The 17295-nt window shown below is 63.0% G+C and carries 15 protein-coding genes; 6 read left to right on the top strand and 9 right to left on the bottom strand.

Annotated features, from left to right (window positions below):
• Nucleotides 1-193: 193 nt before the first annotated feature.
• From kynU to NKI69_RS12995, 3 genes are all read right to left on the bottom strand, one after another.
• Nucleotides 194-1441: a kynureninase gene (kynU, locus tag NKI69_RS13005; RefSeq protein ID WP_352721548.1), complete on the bottom strand. Its 1248-nt coding sequence runs from the start codon at nucleotides 1439-1441 to the stop codon at nucleotides 194-196.
• Nucleotides 1442-1523: 82 nt separating this feature from the next.
• The gene (kynA, locus tag NKI69_RS13000) at nucleotides 1524-2360 is read right to left on the bottom strand and encodes a tryptophan 2,3-dioxygenase (RefSeq protein WP_027036649.1); all 837 of its coding nucleotides are present in this window, start codon (nucleotides 2358-2360) and stop codon (nucleotides 1524-1526) included.
• Complete coding sequence (locus NKI69_RS12995) at nucleotides 2357-3982, bottom strand: AMP-binding protein (RefSeq protein ID WP_352721546.1); 1626 nt, start codon at nucleotides 3980-3982, stop codon at nucleotides 2357-2359. The genes kynA and NKI69_RS12995 overlap by 4 nt, the downstream gene beginning before the upstream one ends.
• 312 nt (nucleotides 3983-4294) lie before the next feature.
• On the opposite strand from NKI69_RS12995, the gene NKI69_RS12990 reads away from it, so the two are divergent.
• Nucleotides 4295-5125, top strand: a complete 831-nt coding sequence (locus NKI69_RS12990) for a hormone-sensitive lipase (RefSeq protein ID WP_128303631.1) — start codon at nucleotides 4295-4297, stop codon at nucleotides 5123-5125.
• A gap of 48 nt (nucleotides 5126-5173) precedes the next feature.
• Here the strand turns inward: NKI69_RS12990 and NKI69_RS12985 are convergent, their stop codons facing one another.
• From NKI69_RS12985 to NKI69_RS12965, 5 genes are read right to left on the bottom strand one after another with little or no spacing between them, the layout of a single operon-like run.
• On the bottom strand, nucleotides 5174-6379 hold the full coding sequence (locus tag NKI69_RS12985) for a molybdopterin molybdotransferase MoeA (RefSeq protein WP_128303632.1): 1206 nt from the start codon (nucleotides 6377-6379) through the stop codon (nucleotides 5174-5176).
• Nucleotides 6379-6861: a cyclic pyranopterin monophosphate synthase MoaC gene (gene moaC, locus NKI69_RS12980; RefSeq protein ID WP_023812913.1), complete on the bottom strand. Its 483-nt coding sequence runs from the start codon at nucleotides 6859-6861 to the stop codon at nucleotides 6379-6381. The genes NKI69_RS12985 and moaC overlap by 1 nt, the downstream gene beginning before the upstream one ends.
• 2 nt (nucleotides 6862-6863) lie before the next feature.
• Entirely contained in the window at nucleotides 6864-7676 is an 813-nt protein-coding gene (gene trpC, locus NKI69_RS12975) for an indole-3-glycerol phosphate synthase TrpC (RefSeq protein WP_128303633.1), read from the bottom strand.
• 10 nt (nucleotides 7677-7686) lie between these two features.
• On the bottom strand, nucleotides 7687-8697 hold the full coding sequence (gene trpD, locus NKI69_RS12970) for an anthranilate phosphoribosyltransferase (protein WP_023812911.1): 1011 nt from the start codon (nucleotides 8695-8697) through the stop codon (nucleotides 7687-7689).
• Entirely contained in the window at nucleotides 8694-10586 is a 1893-nt protein-coding gene (locus NKI69_RS12965; protein ID WP_352721543.1) for a SurA N-terminal domain-containing protein, read from the bottom strand. Before NKI69_RS12965 ends, trpD begins: the two co-directional genes overlap by 4 nt.
• Nucleotides 10587-10731: 145 nt before the next feature.
• Between NKI69_RS12965 and tpiA the strand changes: the two genes are divergently transcribed.
• The 5 genes from tpiA (at nucleotide 10732) to NKI69_RS12940 (ending at nucleotide 15797) form a co-directional block, all read left to right on the top strand.
• Complete coding sequence (gene tpiA, locus NKI69_RS12960; protein ID WP_023812909.1) at nucleotides 10732-11499, top strand: triose-phosphate isomerase; 768 nt, start codon at nucleotides 10732-10734, stop codon at nucleotides 11497-11499.
• Nucleotides 11500-11669: 170 nt separating this feature from the next.
• A complete protein-coding gene (gene secG, locus NKI69_RS12955; RefSeq protein ID WP_352721540.1) occupies nucleotides 11670-12128 on the top strand; it encodes a preprotein translocase subunit SecG in 459 nt (152 codons plus the stop codon).
• 211 nt (nucleotides 12129-12339) lie between these two features.
• Nucleotides 12340-13467, top strand: a complete 1128-nt coding sequence (locus NKI69_RS12950; RefSeq protein WP_023813920.1) for a L,D-transpeptidase — start codon at nucleotides 12340-12342, stop codon at nucleotides 13465-13467.
• A gap of 137 nt (nucleotides 13468-13604) precedes the next feature.
• On the top strand, nucleotides 13605-15242 hold the full coding sequence (gene pyrG, locus NKI69_RS12945) for a CTP synthase (protein WP_352442407.1): 1638 nt from the start codon (nucleotides 13605-13607) through the stop codon (nucleotides 15240-15242).
• Between the two features lie 18 nt (nucleotides 15243-15260).
• On the top strand, nucleotides 15261-15797 hold the full coding sequence (locus tag NKI69_RS12940; RefSeq protein WP_023813922.1) for a DUF1697 domain-containing protein: 537 nt from the start codon (nucleotides 15261-15263) through the stop codon (nucleotides 15795-15797).
• A gap of 38 nt (nucleotides 15798-15835) precedes the next feature.
• Here NKI69_RS12940 and NKI69_RS12935 read toward each other — a convergent pair whose 3' ends face one another.
• Nucleotides 15836-17293: an NCS1 family nucleobase:cation symporter-1 gene (locus NKI69_RS12935; RefSeq protein WP_027161571.1), complete on the bottom strand. Its 1458-nt coding sequence runs from the start codon at nucleotides 17291-17293 to the stop codon at nucleotides 15836-15838.
• Nucleotides 17294-17295: the final 2 nt, after the last annotated feature.

The raw sequence follows: 17295 nt of genomic DNA, 5'->3' as shown, positions 1-17295 counted from the left end.
CTCGACCCAAGGCTTGGCATTATTAGTCTATCGACCTCCACAAAGGACGATATCAATCTTCGGGACGTTCGTTTGCCGTGAACGAAACGGAGCCAAAACGCCAACGTCTGTTGGCATTTGTGGCTGGAAATTCAGCCCTCCGTCATCTGCCAGGCAGTGAGGGCGGCGGCGGTGGATCGCGGGGATCGTTGCGTCAGGTAACGGCTTCCTTGACCGCGAAACGGCGGTCCTTCCATGCGCCCGTGCGCAGAATATCCTCCAGCACCTCAACCGCCAGCCACACATCCTTGTAGCCGACATAGAGCGGCGTGAAGCCGAAACGGATGGTCGATGGCGCACGAAAATCACCGATGACGCCGCGCTCGATCAGCGCCCGCATGATTTGATAGCCGTGATCGTGAAGGAACGACACCTGGCTGCCGCGCCTGGTCGCGTCGCGGGTGGTCTCCAGCGTGAGACCGTAGGCGCCGCACCTGGCTTCGACGAGCTGGATGAACAGTTCTGTCAACGCGACACTCTTCTTTCGCAATGCCGCCATGTCGACGTCATTCCAGATGGCAAGCGCGCCTTTGAGCGCCCGCATCGACAGGATCGGCTGAGTGCCGCACAAAAAGCGGCGGATGCCGGTGCCGGCAACATAACCCCGTTCGAAGGCAAAGGGCCGCGCATGGCCCCACCAGCCGCTGAGCGGCTGGCTGATATCGCCGTGGTGGCGCTGCGCGGCATAGATGAAGGCCGGTGCGCCCGGACCGCCGTTGAGGTACTTGTAGGTGCAGCCGATGGCGAAATCGGCATTTGCGTGATCGAGCTCGACGGGCAGGGCGCCGGCGGTGTGGCAAAGATCCCAGACGATCAGCGCTCCGGCCGCATGAGCTTTGCGCGTCAGCGCCGCCATGTCGCGCAGTTCACCCGATTTGTAATTGACGTGATTGACCAGCACCACCGCGACGTTTTCGTCGATCAGCTCTTCGATGGTCGGCGCGTCGACACCCGCGAGGCGCAGCAGGACGCCATCCCGGGTCGAGGCCACGCCTTCGGCGATGTACAGGTCGGTGGGAAAACTGTCACCTTCGGCGACGATGGCCGACCGGCCGGGCCGCATCTCCAGCGCCGCATGCAGCACCTTGTAGATGTTGGTCGATGTCGTGTCGCAGACAACGGTCTGGCCGGCCGCGGCTCCTATCAGGCGTCCGAGCTGGTCGCCGAGTTCGATTGGCATCTCGAACCATCCGGCGGTGTTCCAAGCTCGGATGAGATCCTGGGCCCATTCTTGGGTCGCCGCCTGCTGCAGCTCGCTGAAAACGGCATGAGACGCTGCCCCCAGTGAATTGCCGTCGAGATAGATCATCCCCTCCGGCAGAATGAAACGGTCGCGCATGGCCCGCAGCGGATCCGTGGCATCCATCGCTTCGACTGCGGCGAGATCAGGAATTCCACTCATGGTCGGTCAGTCCCCGGTTGTTCGCGAAGGGTTTTCCGCCACAGCGCGTCCCCTCAGTGTGCCTGTTCTCATTTCGATGATGTCAGAGCCGGGTGCGGACCGTCCACAGTTCCGGGAACAGCACGACCTCGAGCATTTTCTTCAGATACGAAGCACCCGACGTGCCGCCGGTGCCGCGTTTCAGGCCGATGATGCGCTCCACCGTGGTGACATGATTGAAGCGCCAGCGGCGGAAATAATCCTCGAAGTCGACCAGCTTCTCGGCCAGTTCGTAGAACATCCAGTAGCGCTGCGGATCGCGGTAGATGGTCTGCCAGGCGACCAGCACCTCTTCATTCTCGGTTCGCGTCTCACGCCAGTCCGTGCGCCTGGCATCGGCACCGATGTCGAATCCGTTGCGCGCCAAAAGCAGCAGTGCCTCGTCATAGAGCGACGGCTCGGCCAGGATCGCTTCCAGCTTCCCGCTCAGGTCGGGCCGATGCTTGTGCGGCCCGAGCATTGCCAGGTTTCGGTTGCCGGCCATGAACTCGATGGCGCGATACTGCCAGGACTGGAAACCCGAGGACTGGCCGAGCGCGTCGCGGAACTCGGTGTATTCGCTGGGCGTCATCGTCCGCAGCACGTCCCAGGCATTGTTCAGCTGCTCGAAGATGCGCGCAACGCGCGACAGCATCTTGAAGCTCGGCTCGAGCCGGTCGGCGCGGATGGAACGGATCGCGGCGCCAATCTCGTGCAGAGCAAGCTTCATCCAGAGTTCAGAGGTCTGATGCTGGATGATGAACAGCATCTCGTCATGCGCCGATGACAGCGGCGTCTGGGCCTCCAGCACTTTCTCCAGGTGCAGGTAGTCGCTGTAGGACATGCGCTCCTTGAACGACATCTGGGCGCCTTCGGACGCCGGATCGTATGGCTCGCTCAATTGATTTTCTCCGTGCGCAGCCGGAAGCGCTGGATCTTGCCGGTCTGGGTCTTGGGCAGAGCGGCGATGAATTTTACTGACCGTGGATATTTATAAGGGGCGATCGTCGTTTTGACATGGTCCTGCAAGCGCTTGGTGGTCAACGCGTCAGGCGCCACCCCCTGCGCCAGCACGACATGCGCCTCGACGATCTGGCCGCGCTCGGCATCGTCTGCACCGATCACCGCGCATTCGGAAACATCCGGATGCGATAACAGTGCTGCCTCGACCTCGGGTCCGGCAATGTTGTAGCCGGCGCTGACGATCATGTCGTCGGAGCGCGCGGCGAAATGGAAGAAGCCGTCCTCGTCCTGCGTGAAGGTGTCGCCGGTGAGATTCCAGCCGTCGCGCACATATTCCTTCTGCCTGTCATCGGCCATGTAGCGGCAGCCGGTCGGGCCGCGCACCGCCAGCCTGCCGGTCGTGCCGCGCGGCACCTCGCGCATCTCGTCATCGACGATGCGCGCCTCATAGCCGCCCACCGGCTTGCCGGTCGACGCAGGCCTCATGTCATCGAAGCGGTTGGAGATGAAGATGTGCAGCATTTCGGTGGCGCCGATGCCGTCGAGGATCGGCTTGCCGGTCTTTTGCGTCCACTCTTCGAAAACCGGGGCGGGCAAGGTTTCGCCGGCCGAAACGGCGACGCGCAGCGACGACAGGTCGGCACCTTCATCCATGGCCTTCAGCATGGCGCGGTAGGCAGTCGGCGCGGTGAAGGAGATCGTCGCTTTGTAGGTCTCGATGATGTGGATCATGTTGGGTGGCGTCGCCTGCTCCAGCAGCGTCGCCGCCGCACCGAAGCGCAGGGGAAAGATAGCGAGCCCGCCAAGGCCGAAGGTGAAGGCCAGCGGCGGCGAGCCGACGAAGATGTCGTCCGCCGTCACCTCCAGGATTTCGCGTGCATAGGCGTCGGCAATGATCAGGAGGTCGCGGTGGAAATGCATCGTCGCCTTCGGAACGCCTGTCGTGCCCGAGGTGAAGCCGAGCAGGGCGACATCGTCGCGGCCCGTGTCGACTGCGGTGAACGTCACCGGCTTGTCGAGAGCGGCACGATCGAGTTCGGCATCATGGTTGGCGGTGCCGTCGAAACCGATGACCTGCTTGAGGAACGCGCTGTCCTTGGCGCACACGGTCATCTCGTCCATCAGCCTGGTGTCGCAGAGCGCGACGGTGATCTCGGCCTTGTCGACGATCTTGGCGAGTTCGCCGGCGCGCAGCATCGGCATGGTGTTGACGACCACGGCACCGACCTTGGTGGCGGCCAGCCAGCAGGCGACCATGGCGGGGTTGTTGGCCGAGCGGATCAGCACCCGGTTGCCGGGCTCGACGCCATAATTCTCGACCAGCGCGTGGGCCAGCCTGTTCGTCCAGTCGGATAGTTCCTTGTAGGTGCGGCGGCGGCCATTGCCGATGAGGGCGGTGTGGTCGCCGAGACCTTTTTCGACCAGCCTGTCGGTCAGTTCGACACCGGCGTTGAGGCGTTCGGGATAGTCGAAGCCGTCGAGCAGGATTTCAGGCCATTGCTCCGGCGGCGGCAGGTGATCGCGCGTGAACGTGTCGATATGCGCTGAAGGCCCAAGCATGTCGCCGCTCTCCCGTCTGCTGCCTGGCCAGTGCGCGACGCGCCTTGGCTGGCTGTGGTGGATCTAAAAGTCCTGTTTTTGAGAAGGCTTGGTGTCGCCGTCGCACCTGCTTCGGGGATGCCCCCAGAAAGGGTACACATTGCAGGTTTTGGGCAGCACAGCAGACCTCCCATTGTCGGCTGTTCGTCGGGGCAGGATCGCACCAGTCGAAATTTGTTTCAAGCCTAAAATGTTTTTGCTCAGGGCATTGACGCATGGCATGGCGGTGGCCATTGCTAGCAAGTAGCGATGCCGTTTTGGGGAAGGGCGCAGATGTTCGAACGTCACATCGTCGATTGGGATGATGCCTATGCCAACGGCGCCAACATCGCCGGCAGTGATCGCTGGCCGTCTGCATGGGCGGAGCCAGCGCAAGCATTCCGCGATGCGCTGTCGGCGCAGGGCCGGGCGCGGCTCGACATCGCCTATGGCGACGGACCGCGCAATCGGCTCGATCTTTTCCTTCCCAGGGCCGCGCCCAAAGGGCTGGTAGTGATTATCCATGGCGGTTACTGGCTGGAGACCGACAAGAGCTTGTGGTCGCACCTCGCCAATGGCGCGGTCGGCAGTGGCTTCGCCGTGGCGATGCCCTCCTACACGCTGTGCCCGAACATACGCATCGCCGGCATCGTCAGGGAGATTGGTGCGGCGATCGGCGAGGCGGCGGCAATGGTCGACGGACCGCTGATGCTGACCGGGCATTCGGCCGGCGGCCATCTTGCCACCCGGATGGTGACGATATCAACGCCGCTGGCTGCCGATGTGGCGCGGCGCATACGCCACGTCATTTCGATTTCAGGCCTCCACGATTTGCGTCCGATCATCCGCACCGGGATGAACAAGGCACTGGCAATCGACGAAGAAGAGGCGCTGGCTGAAAGTCCGGCGCTGCTGCGACCCATGGACGGCGCCCGCATCACCTGCTGGGCCGGTGGTGGCGAGCGCGCTGAGTTTCTGCGTCAAAATGCATTGCTTGCCAATATCTGGACCGGCCTCGGCGCCACCACCAGCGTCGTGATCGAGCCCGACCGGCATCATTACAGCATTGTCGACGGCCTTGCCGACCCGGCGCATCCGCTGACGCAGAGCCTGATCTCGAACTAGAGCCGGGATCATTTTCTCGTCTGTTATGAATGGCTTGTTCGGGATTCCTCAGCGCAGCATCAAAACGCTGCAAGCCTCGCCCGCGGCTGCTGCAGGGGCAAACGGCGCCCGCACGATCAGCCCGTTGGCGTCGGCCAGCATTCTCAGCATCGAGGAATCCTGGATACCGAACGGCGTCGCCACCAGCACGCCGTCATCTTCCCTGACCACGGCTCGGACATAGTCCTGGCGCAAATCATTGGCCGGCATTGCGGCGCCCAATCGCGCTTGGCGAACGTCCTGTCGATGATTGCGGCCGCCGAGCCGCGCCAGCAGCGGCTTCAGGAACAACTGCGAGCAGACCAGGCTTGCCACCGGATTGCCGGGCAGGCCGATGCACCTGATATCGCCGAGGCGGCCGAACATCAGCGGCTTGCCGGGGCGCATGGCGATCTTCCAGAAGCCGAGCGTCATGCCTTCGCCGGTCAGCACGTCGTGGATCAGGTCGTGATCGCCGACCGAGGCGCCACCAAGCGTCACGATGACATCCGCACCGGCCGCGACCGCTTGTCTGATCAGGGCAGCGATAGCCTCCTTGCGATCGGCGGCAATGCCGAGATCGAGCGCGCGGGCGCCGACCGAGTGTGCGGTGGCAGCGACGCCATAGGCATTGGACGAGATGATCTGGTCCGGGCCGAGATCACTGCCCGGCGGCAGCAATTCGTCGCCGGTGGCGATAATGGCGACCAGCGGCCGTTTCACCACGCTGACCCGGGGATGGTTGGCCGATGCTGCCAGCGACAGTGCCGCCGGGTCGAGCAAGCGGCCTTTCTCCAGCAGCATGTCGCCTGTTGAAAAATCGAGGCCGATGCGGCGGATATTGCGCCATTGCGCTGTCGGCTCGATCACTTCGATATCGCCGCCGCCGAGGTCGCGGACATTCTCCTGGATGACGATGGTGTCGGCGCCTTCGGGCAGCGGCGCGCCGGTGAAGATGCGCACGGCCTGCGTCTGGCCGACCGTGCCGTCGAAGCCACGTCCAGCCGGCGCTATGCCGATCACCGACAGCCTGGATGGGACCGACGTGACGTCGGCGGCGCGCGCCGCATAGCCGTCCATGGCGGAAGCATTGAAAGGCGGCTGGGTGCGAAGAGCAACGACCGGTTCCGCCAGAACACGATCCACCGCCTCGAACAGAGGAACGCTTTCGCCGGCTAGAGGTGCCGCACCATCGAGCAGGCGTTCAAGCGCCTCCGCGATAGGAACCAGCGCCATCAGGCGCTCGCCTTGTAGTCACCCGACTTGCCACCCGTCTTTTCGACCAGGCGGATGCCGGTGATGACCATGGCGCGGTCGACTGCTTTCGCCATGTCGTAGATGGTCAGGCAGGCTACCGAAGCGGCGGTCAGCGCTTCCATCTCGACACCCGTCTTGCCGGTGACGCGGGCGAGTGCTGTGACCTTCAGGCCCGGCAAAGCATGGTCGGGCTCGATGTCGACGGAAACCTTGGTCAAAAGCAGCGGGTGGCAGAGCGGGATTAGTTCATGCGTCTTCTTCGCCGCCATGATACCGGCGATGCGCGCGGTGCCGAGCACATCGCCCTTCTTGGCGTTGCCGGCGAGGATCATCTTCAGCGTCTCGGGCTGCATCGCGACAAAGCCTTCGGCGATCGCCGTGCGCGTTGTTTCTTCCTTGTCGCCGACATCGACCATGTTGGCCTCGCCCTGCGCGCCGAGATGGGTAAGGCCTGATACCATCGTCAGATAGCCTCGGCCAAAGCCTTGCCTGTCAGAAGCAGGCGCGTCGCCGCGGTGACGTCCTGTTGCCGCATCAGGCTCTCGCCGACAAGAAAAGTGCCGATGTCGCTCTTTTGCAGCCTGAGGCAGTCGTCATGCGAGAAAATACCGCTCTCGCTGACCAGCAAGCGGTCGGCCGGCACCATTGTCGCCAGCCGCATGGAAGTGTCGAGGCTGGTCTCGAATGTACGCAGATTGCGGTTGTTGATGCCGATCAGTCGCGACGACAATTTTAGCGCGCGCTGCGTCTCGGTCTCGTCATGCACTTCGACCAGTGCATCCATGCCGAGTTCGAACGCCGTCGCCTCGAGTTCGCTCGCCAGGGCGTCGTCGACGCTGGCCATGATGATCAGGATGGCATCCGCGCCCCAGGCGCGGGCTTCGTAGACCTGATACGGATCGAACAGGAAATCCTTGCGCAGCGCCGGCAGCGCGACGGCGGCTCGCGCCCGGGTGAGAAATTCAGGCGCACCTTGGAAGGACGGTGCATCGGTCAGCACCGAAAGACAGGCAGCACCACCCTTGGCATAGGCCTGCGCCAGAGCCGGTGGATCGAAATCGGCACGGATCAGACCCTTGGAGGGGCTCGCTTTCTTGATCTCGGCGATCAGCGCGAAGGCGCCGGATTTGCGCTTCGCTTCCAGTGCGGCAAGAAAACCGCGCGGTGCGTCGGCATCTTTTGCCCGGACCTTGATTTCGGCCAACGGCACGCGTGCCTTTGCCGCCGCGATCTCGTCGCGCTTGTAGGCCTCGATCTTGCGAAGAATGTCAGACACGCTCTATCCGTTATCCGTTCGAAATCTCGACCAGCCTGTCGAGCACTTGCAGGGCACGGCCGCTATCGATGGCTTGCGCCGCCGCCGCGATGCCGTCGCCAAGCGTCGTCGCCTTGCCGGCCACAACCAGTCCGGCACCGGCGTTCATCAGCACGGTGTCGCGATAGGCGCCGGCGCCGCCGCCCAGCATATCGCGCAAGGCCTTGGCGTTGTAGTCCGCATCGCCGCCGCGCAACTCATCCTTGCTATGGCGCGCCAGCCCAACCGCTTCAGGGGTCAGCGTGAAGCTGCGGATTTCGCCGCCGATCAGTTCGGCGACCTGCGTCTCGCCGGTGGTGGTGATCTCGTCATAGCCGTCGCCATGGGCGACCCAGACATGCTCGGCACCCAGCGCCTTCAGTGTCTCGGCAACCGGCAGGATCCATTCCGGCAGGAACACACCGACCAGCTGCCGCTTGACGCCGGCCGGATTGGAGAGCGGCCCGAGCAGGTTGAATATGGTGCGGGTGCCGAGTTCGACGCGGGTCGGGCCGACATGCTTCATCGCAGGATGATGCGCGGGCGCGAACATGAAGCCAACGCCTGCCTCGTGGATGCAACGGCTAATGAAATCGGGCGAGATGTCGATCTTGACCCCGAGCGCCACCAGCACATCGGCTGCCCCTGTCAGCGACGACAGGCCGCGATTGCCGTGTTTGGCAACCGGCACGCCGCTGCCGGCAACGACGAAGGCCGATGCCGTCGAAATGTTGACGCTGTGAGAATTGTCGCCGCCGGTACCGACGATGTCGACGGCATCGGTGGGCGCGTCGACGTGCAGCATCTTGGCCCGCATGGTTGCGACGGCGCCTGAAATCTCGCTCACCGTCTCGCCGCGCACGCGCAGCGCCATCAGGAAGCCGCCGATCTGGCCGGGGGTCGCATCACCCGACATGATGATGTCGAAAGCCTCGCGCGCTTCCTCGAAGGAAAGCGCGCTACCGGTCGCGATCTTGGCGATATGGGTTTTCAGCGCGCTCATCTTGTCGAGGCTTGGGCGACGGCGGCCTGGTCGATGCGAACGTCGTACTGCGTCTGCAACTGCGCCACCAATTGGTCGAGCAGGTCGTCCGACATGCCGGAGGTGAAGGATTTCTGTGCGTCATCCGGCACCGAGCTGGCATCGGCTCCGGCGGGCTCGAACACTTCGGCGACCTTGTACAGGATCTGCCCGTCGCCGGTGGGCGAGGGGATCAGGCCGGTACCGCCTTCGCCGACACCGAACATCGCTGCCGCACCCTCCTTACCGAAATCGACGTCGTCAGCCTCACGCTTGACACCGCGCTTGGTCTGCTTTTCGAGCTTCAGTTCGCTGGCGATGACATCGAGCGTTGCGCCGGCCTTGAGCCGCTTTTCCAGCTCGTCAGCCTTGGCGGCCAGCCGGTTGCTTATTTCCGCCGCCGTCCAGTCGGCGACGACTTTCTGACGAACCTCATCCAGCGTGCGGTCGCGAGCCGGCGTGATGGACGCCACCTCATAGAAGACGAAGCCGTTGTCGGCTGTGGTCAAGGCATCGTTTTCCGTGTTGGGTTCGGCGTCGAAGACCGCCTTGATCAGCTCCGGCGATTGCGGCAGGTCCTTGACGATGCTTGCATCTGGCCGCAGCCCACTGCGATCGATGGCGTCGATGGTGACGACCTTCAGCTTCAGCTTGGCCGCGGCCTCTGCCAGCGAACTGCCGGCGGCGCGGGTGTCATCGTAATTGTCACGCACGTCCAGAAGGATGCGGCTTGCCTCGCCCAGCGCCAGATCCTTGCGGATCTGATCGGACACCTCGGCCAGTGGCTTCACCACCTCGGGCTTGATCTCGGTGACGCGCAGCAGCACCGGACCGAAGGCGCCTTGCACGACCTGGCTGACTTCATTGGCATTGAGCGAAAAGGCCGCGCCGGCGACCGCCTTGTCGGCAATCTTGTCCTTGGCAAGCGTGCCGAGCAGCGTGTCGGCCGGGGTCTTGCCTTCCGCCGTGACCAGCTTGTCGAAGGTGGCGCCGGCCTTGAGCGAATCGAGTGCGGCCTTGGCCGCATCCGGCGTCTTGAATACAAGCTGCTCGACGGTGCGCAGTTCCGGCGTGGTGTAACGCGCCTTGTTCTTGTTGTAGTCGTCGCTGACCTGGCTGTCGGTGACGGCGGTCGTGTCCATGATGTCGACGGGTTCGAGGCGGACATAGGAGAATTTGCGGTATTCGGGTGCCGCATATGTCTTCGTGTTGGCTTCGAAATAGGCCAAGAGCACGCTATCGGACGGTGCCGCGATCGGCTCGACCAGTGCCTTGGGCAGCGTCAAATAGTCGATGGTGCGGTCTTCGCCGCGATAGAGTGCAACAGCCTTGAAGAAAGTGTCCGGAGCCTTGAGGCCATCCGAGACAGCCTCGACGATCTGCTGGCGCACCGCCACCTGGGCACGGTTCTTCAGATAGTCCTCGGGCCGCATGCCAATCTGCTGCAGCATGTATTCGAATGTTCTGCGGTCGAACTGGCCGCCCGGGCCCTTGAATGCCGGGTCTTCGCGCGTCAACTCGGCCAGCCGGTCCTTGGAAAGTCCGAGGCCCAGCTTGCGGGCCTGTTCGTCGAGAACGGCGCCTGAGACGAGCTGCGCCAGCACCTGGTTGTCGACACCGAGTGCCTTTGCCTGTTCGTGGCTGAGACGCTGGCCGAACTGCTGCGACATGACAGCGAGCTGGCGATCATAGGCGAGACGGTATTCGTTGATCGACACTTTGGTGCCGCCGGCGGTAATGACCGAATCATGGCCGGCCAAACCACCCATCAGCCGTCCGGAAACGCCCCAGACCAAAAAGCTGAGCACCAGCAGCACCAACAGCCCCTTCGCGACCCAGGTGCCTGCCGCGCTTCTCAATATACCAAGCATTTTTACTTCCGATTTATGCGCATTTTCGCATGCGCCGAGTCTGAAACAAGCGCAATAGCGCCCTTCCGGCCCACTGTCGATTGCTTTGTGGCCTGATTTTGGTAGTGAGGGCCAGAGCCCCGATATCATCCGGAGAAGCAAACCCATGACGCCAGGAATTCGCCCGCTCGTCGCCGGCAACTGGAAAATGAACGGCACCAGTGCCTCGCTCAACGAGCTCCGGATGATCGGCAACGGCTTCATGAGCGGACTTGACGCGGAGACCGAAGCGTTGGTTTGCGTTCCCGCGACCCTGCTTGCCCACGCCGCGGAGATCCTGTCACGCACGCCGGTGCATGCCGGCGGTGAGGATTGCCATACCAAGGAGAGCGGCGCCTACACCGGCTGCATCTCGGCGGAAATGCTCAGGGATGCCGGTGCGAGCCATGTCATCGTCGGCCATTCCGAATGCCGCGAGCAACGCGGCGAGGATGACGCCACTGTCCAGGCAAAGGCATCCGCCGCATGGCGTGCCGGGCTTGTTGCCATCATTTGCGTCGGCGAAACGCATGAACAGCGTGAAGCGGGCGCGACGCTGGATGTGCTGTCGCGGCAGGTCGATGGTTCGGTCCCGCCAAGCGCCACCCCGTCCAACACCATCATTGCCTATGAGCCGGTATGGGCGATCGGCACCGGCCTGACGCCGACAGCCGGCGATGTGGCGGCAGCACATGCACATATCCGCGAAAAGCTGTCGGAAAAGCTCGGCGGCGTCGCGGCGAAGATGCGCATTCTCTACGGCGGCTCGGTCAAGCCCTCCAACGCGGTCGAATTGCTCGGCGTCAGGAATGTCGACGGCGCGCTGGTCGGCGGCGCCAGCCTGAAAGCGGCGGATTTTCTCGGCATCGCCGAGGCCTATCGCAATATTGCCTGAAGACATTCGCTGCGCCGGACAGGGCTTCCGGTACACGAAATCGTTGCAAAGGACGGGTTGCTTCCCATATTCCGGCCACGGGCTTGGAAATGCCGTCAAAGCATTGTATTGAGCCGCCTCCAATTCACCGGTCGTGTCCGCGGCCGGGCAAGGCCTTGCCAGGATAAACTATGGAAACCGTACTGATCGTCATCCATCTCATGGTCGTGCTCGCCCTTGTCGGCGTGGTGCTGCTGCAGCGTTCCGAAGGCGGTGGCCTCGGCATCGGTGGCGGATCCGGCTTCATGACCGCGCGTGGTGCTGCCAATGCGCTGACGCGTGCGACGGCGATCCTGGCGGCCGCTTTCTTCGCCACGTCACTGACACTGTCGATCGTCGCCCGCTACGGCGAGAAGCCGATCGATATCCTCGACCGCGTGCCGGCGACGTCGGACGGCGCAGGCAAAGGCGTGCTCAACCAATTGCCCGGCACGACCACCCCGGCGCCCGCCGGCAGCACCACGCCGACGGCGCCTTCCGGCAACGACGCCGCGGCTCCGGCGACTGCGCCTGCCGCCGGCTCGACGCCGCCGGCGACCAACGGCACGGCTCCCGCCGCGCCGGCGGCCCCGCAGGTGCCGAACCAATAGTCTTCGGGCCCCTGAAACCGCGATCTGTGGTCGTTTGAACACAGTCGCGGCAAATGCGGCGAGATCACGAAGATTCGACGAGGTGAGGCATGGCCTCGCGCTTGAGGCGCCCGCGCTTATTCGACTATAGATTGCGTGCGGCATTTCCGGCGCCCTTGGGGGGCGCTGGGCGACGCCGTGGCAACAAGCATAGAACGATCGGATCTTCGCCATGCAGCTTCGCAGCTTCATTTTCCTGGGACTTTGCGCCGCACTCGGCGTGAGTTCCCCCGCTTTCGCAGGCGTTCCGGCCAATATGGCCGCACAGCCTTCGGTTGAAACAACCTCCGCCATCAACGTCGCCGTCAAAAGTGACGCGTCGCAATTGAAGCTTCTCAAGAAGAAGAAAAACCCGACGCCCGACGACCTCGCCCAGATCAAGAAGATCGAGGCCAAGATCGTTGCCGACAAGGAGGCCGCCAAAGCCAAGGCGCTCGAAGCCAGGAAACTGGCGATGCGCGAGGCGGCCAAGGCCAAGGCCGACGCTGAACGGCAGGCGTTCCTTGCCAAGAAGGGCAAGAGCGCGCCGGCAACCGAGGTGGCCGATGCCAAGCCGGCCAAGAAGCAGGTTGCCAAGATCATCGAGCCTATCGAACCGATCGCGCCGATCCAATCGGCAGAGCCGCTTCCGGCAGAGGCGATGAACGTCGCCTTGACCGGCAACAATGGCGAGCTGCGCAGCGAGGTCATCGGCCAGAAGCAGCCGAGCAACGGTGGTCTGTTCGCCGGTCTCTTCGGCGGGACCTCGTCCGGGTCTTCGATAAGCTATCTCCCTGAGACACGGGCTCTCGACCAGGTGCTCGCCAAGAGGGAAGCCAAGAAGCAGTTCAAGGTGAAGCCGGAATTCGTGCCGCAGGACGTGGAATTCAGCGGTTACGATGCGGGCACCATCGTCATCGACACCAGTGCGCGGCGCCTCTACCTCGTCGAATCGTCCTCCACCGCCCGCCGCTACGCCATTGCGGTCGGCCGCGAGGGTCTGCAGTACAAGGGTACGGTTGCGGTCGGCGACAAGCAGGAATGGCCGCGCTGGATCCCGACGCTGGACATGCAGAAGCGTGAGCCGAAGCATTATGGCCAGTACAAGGACGGCATGCCCGGCGGTGGCCAGAACCCGCTCGGCGCCCGCGCCATCTACCTCTATGACGGCAAGAAGGACACGCATCTGCGTATCCACGGCACAATCGCGCCGCAGTCGATCGGAACCAGCGCCTCGAATGGCTGCTTCCGCATGATCAACGAGCACGTCATGGACCTCTACAGCCGCGTCAGGGTTGGCACCAAGGTCGTCATCATCTGACGTTTTCGTCATCCTGCCGAAAGGGCCGGCTCAGCCGGCCCTTTTGTTTTGCCCTGTTCACGATCCGAGCGCCTTCTTGGGAAAAAACCTTCGCGGTGGTTTTTTCTCTGGCGGAATCAATCCGGCCGCGTTAAGCGATGACTCCCATGGCGCGATATGTATTCATCACAGGCGGCGTGGTTTCCTCACTTGGAAAAGGCATAGCCGCAGCGGCCCTTGGGGCTCTCCTGCAGGCGCGAGGCTATCGCGCACGCATCAAAAAACTCGACCCCTACCTCAATGTCGATCCGGGCACGATGTCGCCGTACCAGCATGGCGAGGTTTTCGTCACTGATGATGGCGCGGAAACCGATCTCGATCTTGGCCATTACGAGCGCTTCACCGGCCGCTCCGCCAATCAGCAGGACAACATCACCACCGGCCGCATCTACAAGAACATCATCGAGCGTGAGCGGCGCGGCGATTATCTCGGCGCAACCGTGCAGGTCATTCCGCACGTCACCGACGAGATCAAGAATTTCGTCCTCAACGGCAATGACGACTATGATTTCGTGCTTTGCGAGATCGGCGGCACGGTCGGCGACATCGAGGCGATGCCGTTCCTGGAAGCGATACGCCAGCTCGGCAACGACCTGCCGCGCAACAACGCCGTTTACGTGCATCTGACGCTGATGCCCTACATCCCGACAGCGGGCGAGCTGAAGACCAAGCCGACTCAGCATTCGGTCAAGGAGCTGCGCGGCATCGGCATCGCGCCCGACATCCTGCTGGTCCGCGCCGACCGCGCCATCCCCAAGGAAGAACGCAGAAAATTGTCGCTGTTCTGCAACGTCCGCGAGAGCGCTGTGATCCAGGCGCTCGACGTGCCGCACATCTACGACGTGCCGATGGCCTATCACAAGGAAGGGCTCGATTCGGAAGTGCTGGCCGCCTTCGGCATCGATCCGGCCCCGAAGCCGCGCATGGAGCCGTGGCAGGCGGTGTCCAACCGCATCCACAATCCGGAAGGCGAGGTCACCATCGCCGTGGTCGGCAAATATACCGGCCTCAAGGATGCCTACAAATCGCTGATCGAGGCGCTGTCGCATGGCGGCCTGGCCAACCACGTCAAGGTCAAGCTCGACTGGATCGAATCGGAGATCTTCGAAAAGGAGGATCCGACGCCATGGCTGGAAAAGGTGCATGGCATCCTGGTTCCCGGCGGCTTTGGCGAGCGCGGTGCCGAAGGCAAGATACTGGCGGCGAAGTTCGCGCGCGAGCGCAAGGTGCCGTATTTCGGCATCTGCTTCGGCATGCAGATGGCCTGCATCGAGGCGGCGCGGTCGCTGGCCGGCGTCGAACATGCGTCTTCGACCGAGTTTGGTCCGACCGAGGAACCGGTCGTCGGCCTGATGACCGAATGGCTGAAAGGCAACATGCTGGAGAAGCGCCGGGAAACCGGCGATCTCGGCGGCACGATGCGGCTCGGCGCCTATCAGGCCGAACTCGCCAAGGGCTCCAAGATCGCCGAGATTTACGGCGACACACAGATTTTCGAGCGCCATCGCCACCGCTACGAGGTCAATGTCGACTACAAGGAGCGGCTCGAAGATTGCGGCCTGGTGTTTGCCGGCATGTCGCCCGACGGCGTGCTGCCGGAGACGGTCGAGTATCCGGACCACCCCTGGTTCATCGGCGTGCAATATCATCCGGAACTGAAAAGCCGGCCGCTCGACCCGCATCCGCTGTTCGCCAGTTTCATCGAGGCGGCGGTGGAGCAGAGCCGGTTGGTGTAGCGATCAGGTCGGGCGGCAATGCAGACCTATGTCGCGCTGCTTTACAGCATCATCCTGGGCGAGGGCCGCCGGGTCGTCATGGCCGACCTCAAGGCCATGGCGGAAGATTTCGGGTTGAAGAATTCGCGCACGCTGGTGGCGACCGGCAATCTGGTCTTCGAGGCGCCGGCAACTGATATCGCCGACCTCGAACGGCGGCTGGAAACAGTCTTCGAAAAGACCTTCGGCCGCCATGTCGATATCATCGTGCGTGGTGCCGAGGACTGGCTGAAGCTTGCCGCCGGCAATCCGTTCCCGGCCGATTCGGCTAAAACAGGCGATCAGGTGGCCGTACGGGTGATGCGCAAGCCTGCGCCCGTGGAGGCCGTGAAGGGGCTCCAAGCCTATGCCGGCGAGGATGAAAAAGTGACTTCGGTCGGCGGCGACATCTGGGTCGTATTTTCACGCGAGAGGACAAGCTCGCGGCTGCTCGCGGCCATGAATCACAAGCGCTTGGGCACGGGCACGTCGCGCAACTGGAACACAGTGCGCAGATTGGCCGAGATGCTCGGGTAGGTTTTGGGGCGGCTCTCGCCGCCCCAAAATTCACCTTGTCAGGCTTTCGCGGTCCTGGCGCCGGCGCCCAAAGCGGCGGTGCGCAGCACGTAGTAGATGATGCCGGCGATCGCCACGCCGAAGAACCAGCCATAGACGCCCCACCAGGACGGCAGCCAGTTGGTGAAGTTGGGCAGGATCGACGAGAAGATGGCGCCGATGCCGGCGGCGATAAAGGCATTGACGTGCCAGCCGCCCTGGAAACGGAACTCGCCGTCTTCGCGGTAAAGCGCTTCGACGTCGACCTCACCCTTCCGGATCAGGTAGTAGTCGACCATCATCACCCCGAAGATCGGCCCCATCGTCGCGCCGATGATGTTGACGAAGGAAGCGGCACTGCCTTCCCATGGCGCGAAGGGATAGAGCAGCAGGGCAATGACGGCCGCGATATAGCCGCCCTTCTTGAAGTCGATCTGCCTGGGGAAGACGTTGGAGAAGTCGAAGGCCGGCGAGACGAAATTAGCGACCACGTTGATGCCCAGGGTCGCAACCGCAAAGGTCAGGGCTGCGAGCGCCGCCAGGAACCAACTGTCGAATTTCGCCGAGATCTGGTCGGGATGCAGCAGCACTTCGCCATAGACGTCAAAGGCGGCAATGGTGGTGACGCCGGCGACCAGCGAGAACAGGATGAGGTTGATCGGCAGACCCCAGATGTTGCCCTTGCGCAGCGATGCCTTGTCCGGCGCGTAACGGGCGAAATCGCAGAAGTTGAGATAGAGCGCCGAGAAATAGGTGACCCAGATTGCTGCCACCGCAAACAGCGAAGTCCACGAGCCGGGCGTGCCGGGCACGCCCGCGTCCTTCGTCTTGTCCAGCAACACGTCCATCGGGATGTCGCTGGTGAAGGCAAATCTCCCGGATTTGACGCAGAGATAGATCGCCAGGATCAGCATCATCACCCACACTGCGGGGCCGGCCCAGTCCTGGAAGCGGCGCACCGTTTCCATGCCGTTCTGGATGATCAGCAGTTGCAGCCCCCAGATGACCACGAAGCAGATCACCTCCAGGCCGGTATGGCCGAGGAAATGCGTGCTGGCGTTGAAATCGGCGAACCACTGGGTGCGGATCAGCAGCGCCACGATCGCGCCCGAGGCGGCGGCCGTCTGCGCGCCGTACCAGAAGCAGGCGACGATGGCGCGCACCAGTGCCGGTATGTTGGCGCCCCAGATGCCGAAAGAGGCGCGGGCAAGCACGGGGTAGGGCACGCCCGTCTTCACGCCGGCATAGCCGACCATGTTCATCAGCGCGTAGATGATCAGCGATCCGATGCCTATGGCGATGATGAAATTGACAAAGCCGCCGCAGAACAGGAACAGACTGGCGGCGAGATAGTAGCCCCAGAGGCTGTGAACGTCCGATGTCCAGACGTTGAAGATCGAGAATGGTCCCCAGTTTCGAACTTTGGCTGGAGCCAGATCCTCGTTATAGAGATCAGGTGAAGCACCCTGTATTGTCATTG

The organism is Mesorhizobium sp. M0491 (assembly GCF_040321265.1).
GTDB lineage: Bacteria > Pseudomonadota > Alphaproteobacteria > Rhizobiales > Rhizobiaceae > Mesorhizobium.
The sequence above is the reverse complement of the archived record's forward strand: the minus strand, read 5'-3'. Positions and strand labels throughout refer to the sequence as shown.

Excerpts from the sequence above, each read along its gene's own strand:
- NKI69_RS12940 (WP_023813922.1), top strand. The coding sequence starts at position 15,261 with ATGCAGACCTATGTCGCGCTGCTTTACAGCATCATCCTGGGCGAGGGC.
- NKI69_RS12950 (WP_023813920.1), top strand. The coding sequence starts at position 12,340 with ATGCAGCTTCGCAGCTTCATTTTCCTGGGACTTTGCGCCGCACTCGGC.
- tpiA (WP_023812909.1), top strand. The coding sequence starts at position 10,732 with ATGACGCCAGGAATTCGCCCGCTCGTCGCCGGCAACTGGAAAATGAAC.
- pyrG (WP_352442407.1), top strand. The coding sequence starts at position 13,605 with ATGACTCCCATGGCGCGATATGTATTCATCACAGGCGGCGTGGTTTCC.
- moaC (WP_023812913.1), bottom strand. The coding sequence starts at position 6,861 with ATGGTATCAGGCCTTACCCATCTCGGCGCGCAGGGCGAGGCCAACATG.
- secG (WP_352721540.1), top strand. The coding sequence starts at position 11,670 with ATGGAAACCGTACTGATCGTCATCCATCTCATGGTCGTGCTCGCCCTT.
- NKI69_RS12965 (WP_352721543.1), bottom strand. The coding sequence starts at position 10,586 with ATGCTTGGTATATTGAGAAGCGCGGCAGGCACCTGGGTCGCGAAGGGG.
- NKI69_RS12990 (WP_128303631.1), top strand. The coding sequence starts at position 4,295 with ATGTTCGAACGTCACATCGTCGATTGGGATGATGCCTATGCCAACGGC.
- NKI69_RS12995 (WP_352721546.1), bottom strand. The coding sequence starts at position 3,982 with ATGCTTGGGCCTTCAGCGCATATCGACACGTTCACGCGCGATCACCTG.
- trpD (WP_023812911.1), bottom strand. The coding sequence starts at position 8,697 with ATGAGCGCGCTGAAAACCCATATCGCCAAGATCGCGACCGGTAGCGCG.
- NKI69_RS12985 (WP_128303632.1), bottom strand. The coding sequence starts at position 6,379 with ATGGCGCTGGTTCCTATCGCGGAGGCGCTTGAACGCCTGCTCGATGGT.
- NKI69_RS12935 (WP_027161571.1), bottom strand. The coding sequence starts at position 17,293 with ATGACAATACAGGGTGCTTCACCTGATCTCTATAACGAGGATCTGGCT.
- kynU (WP_352721548.1), bottom strand. The coding sequence starts at position 1,441 with ATGAGTGGAATTCCTGATCTCGCCGCAGTCGAAGCGATGGATGCCACG.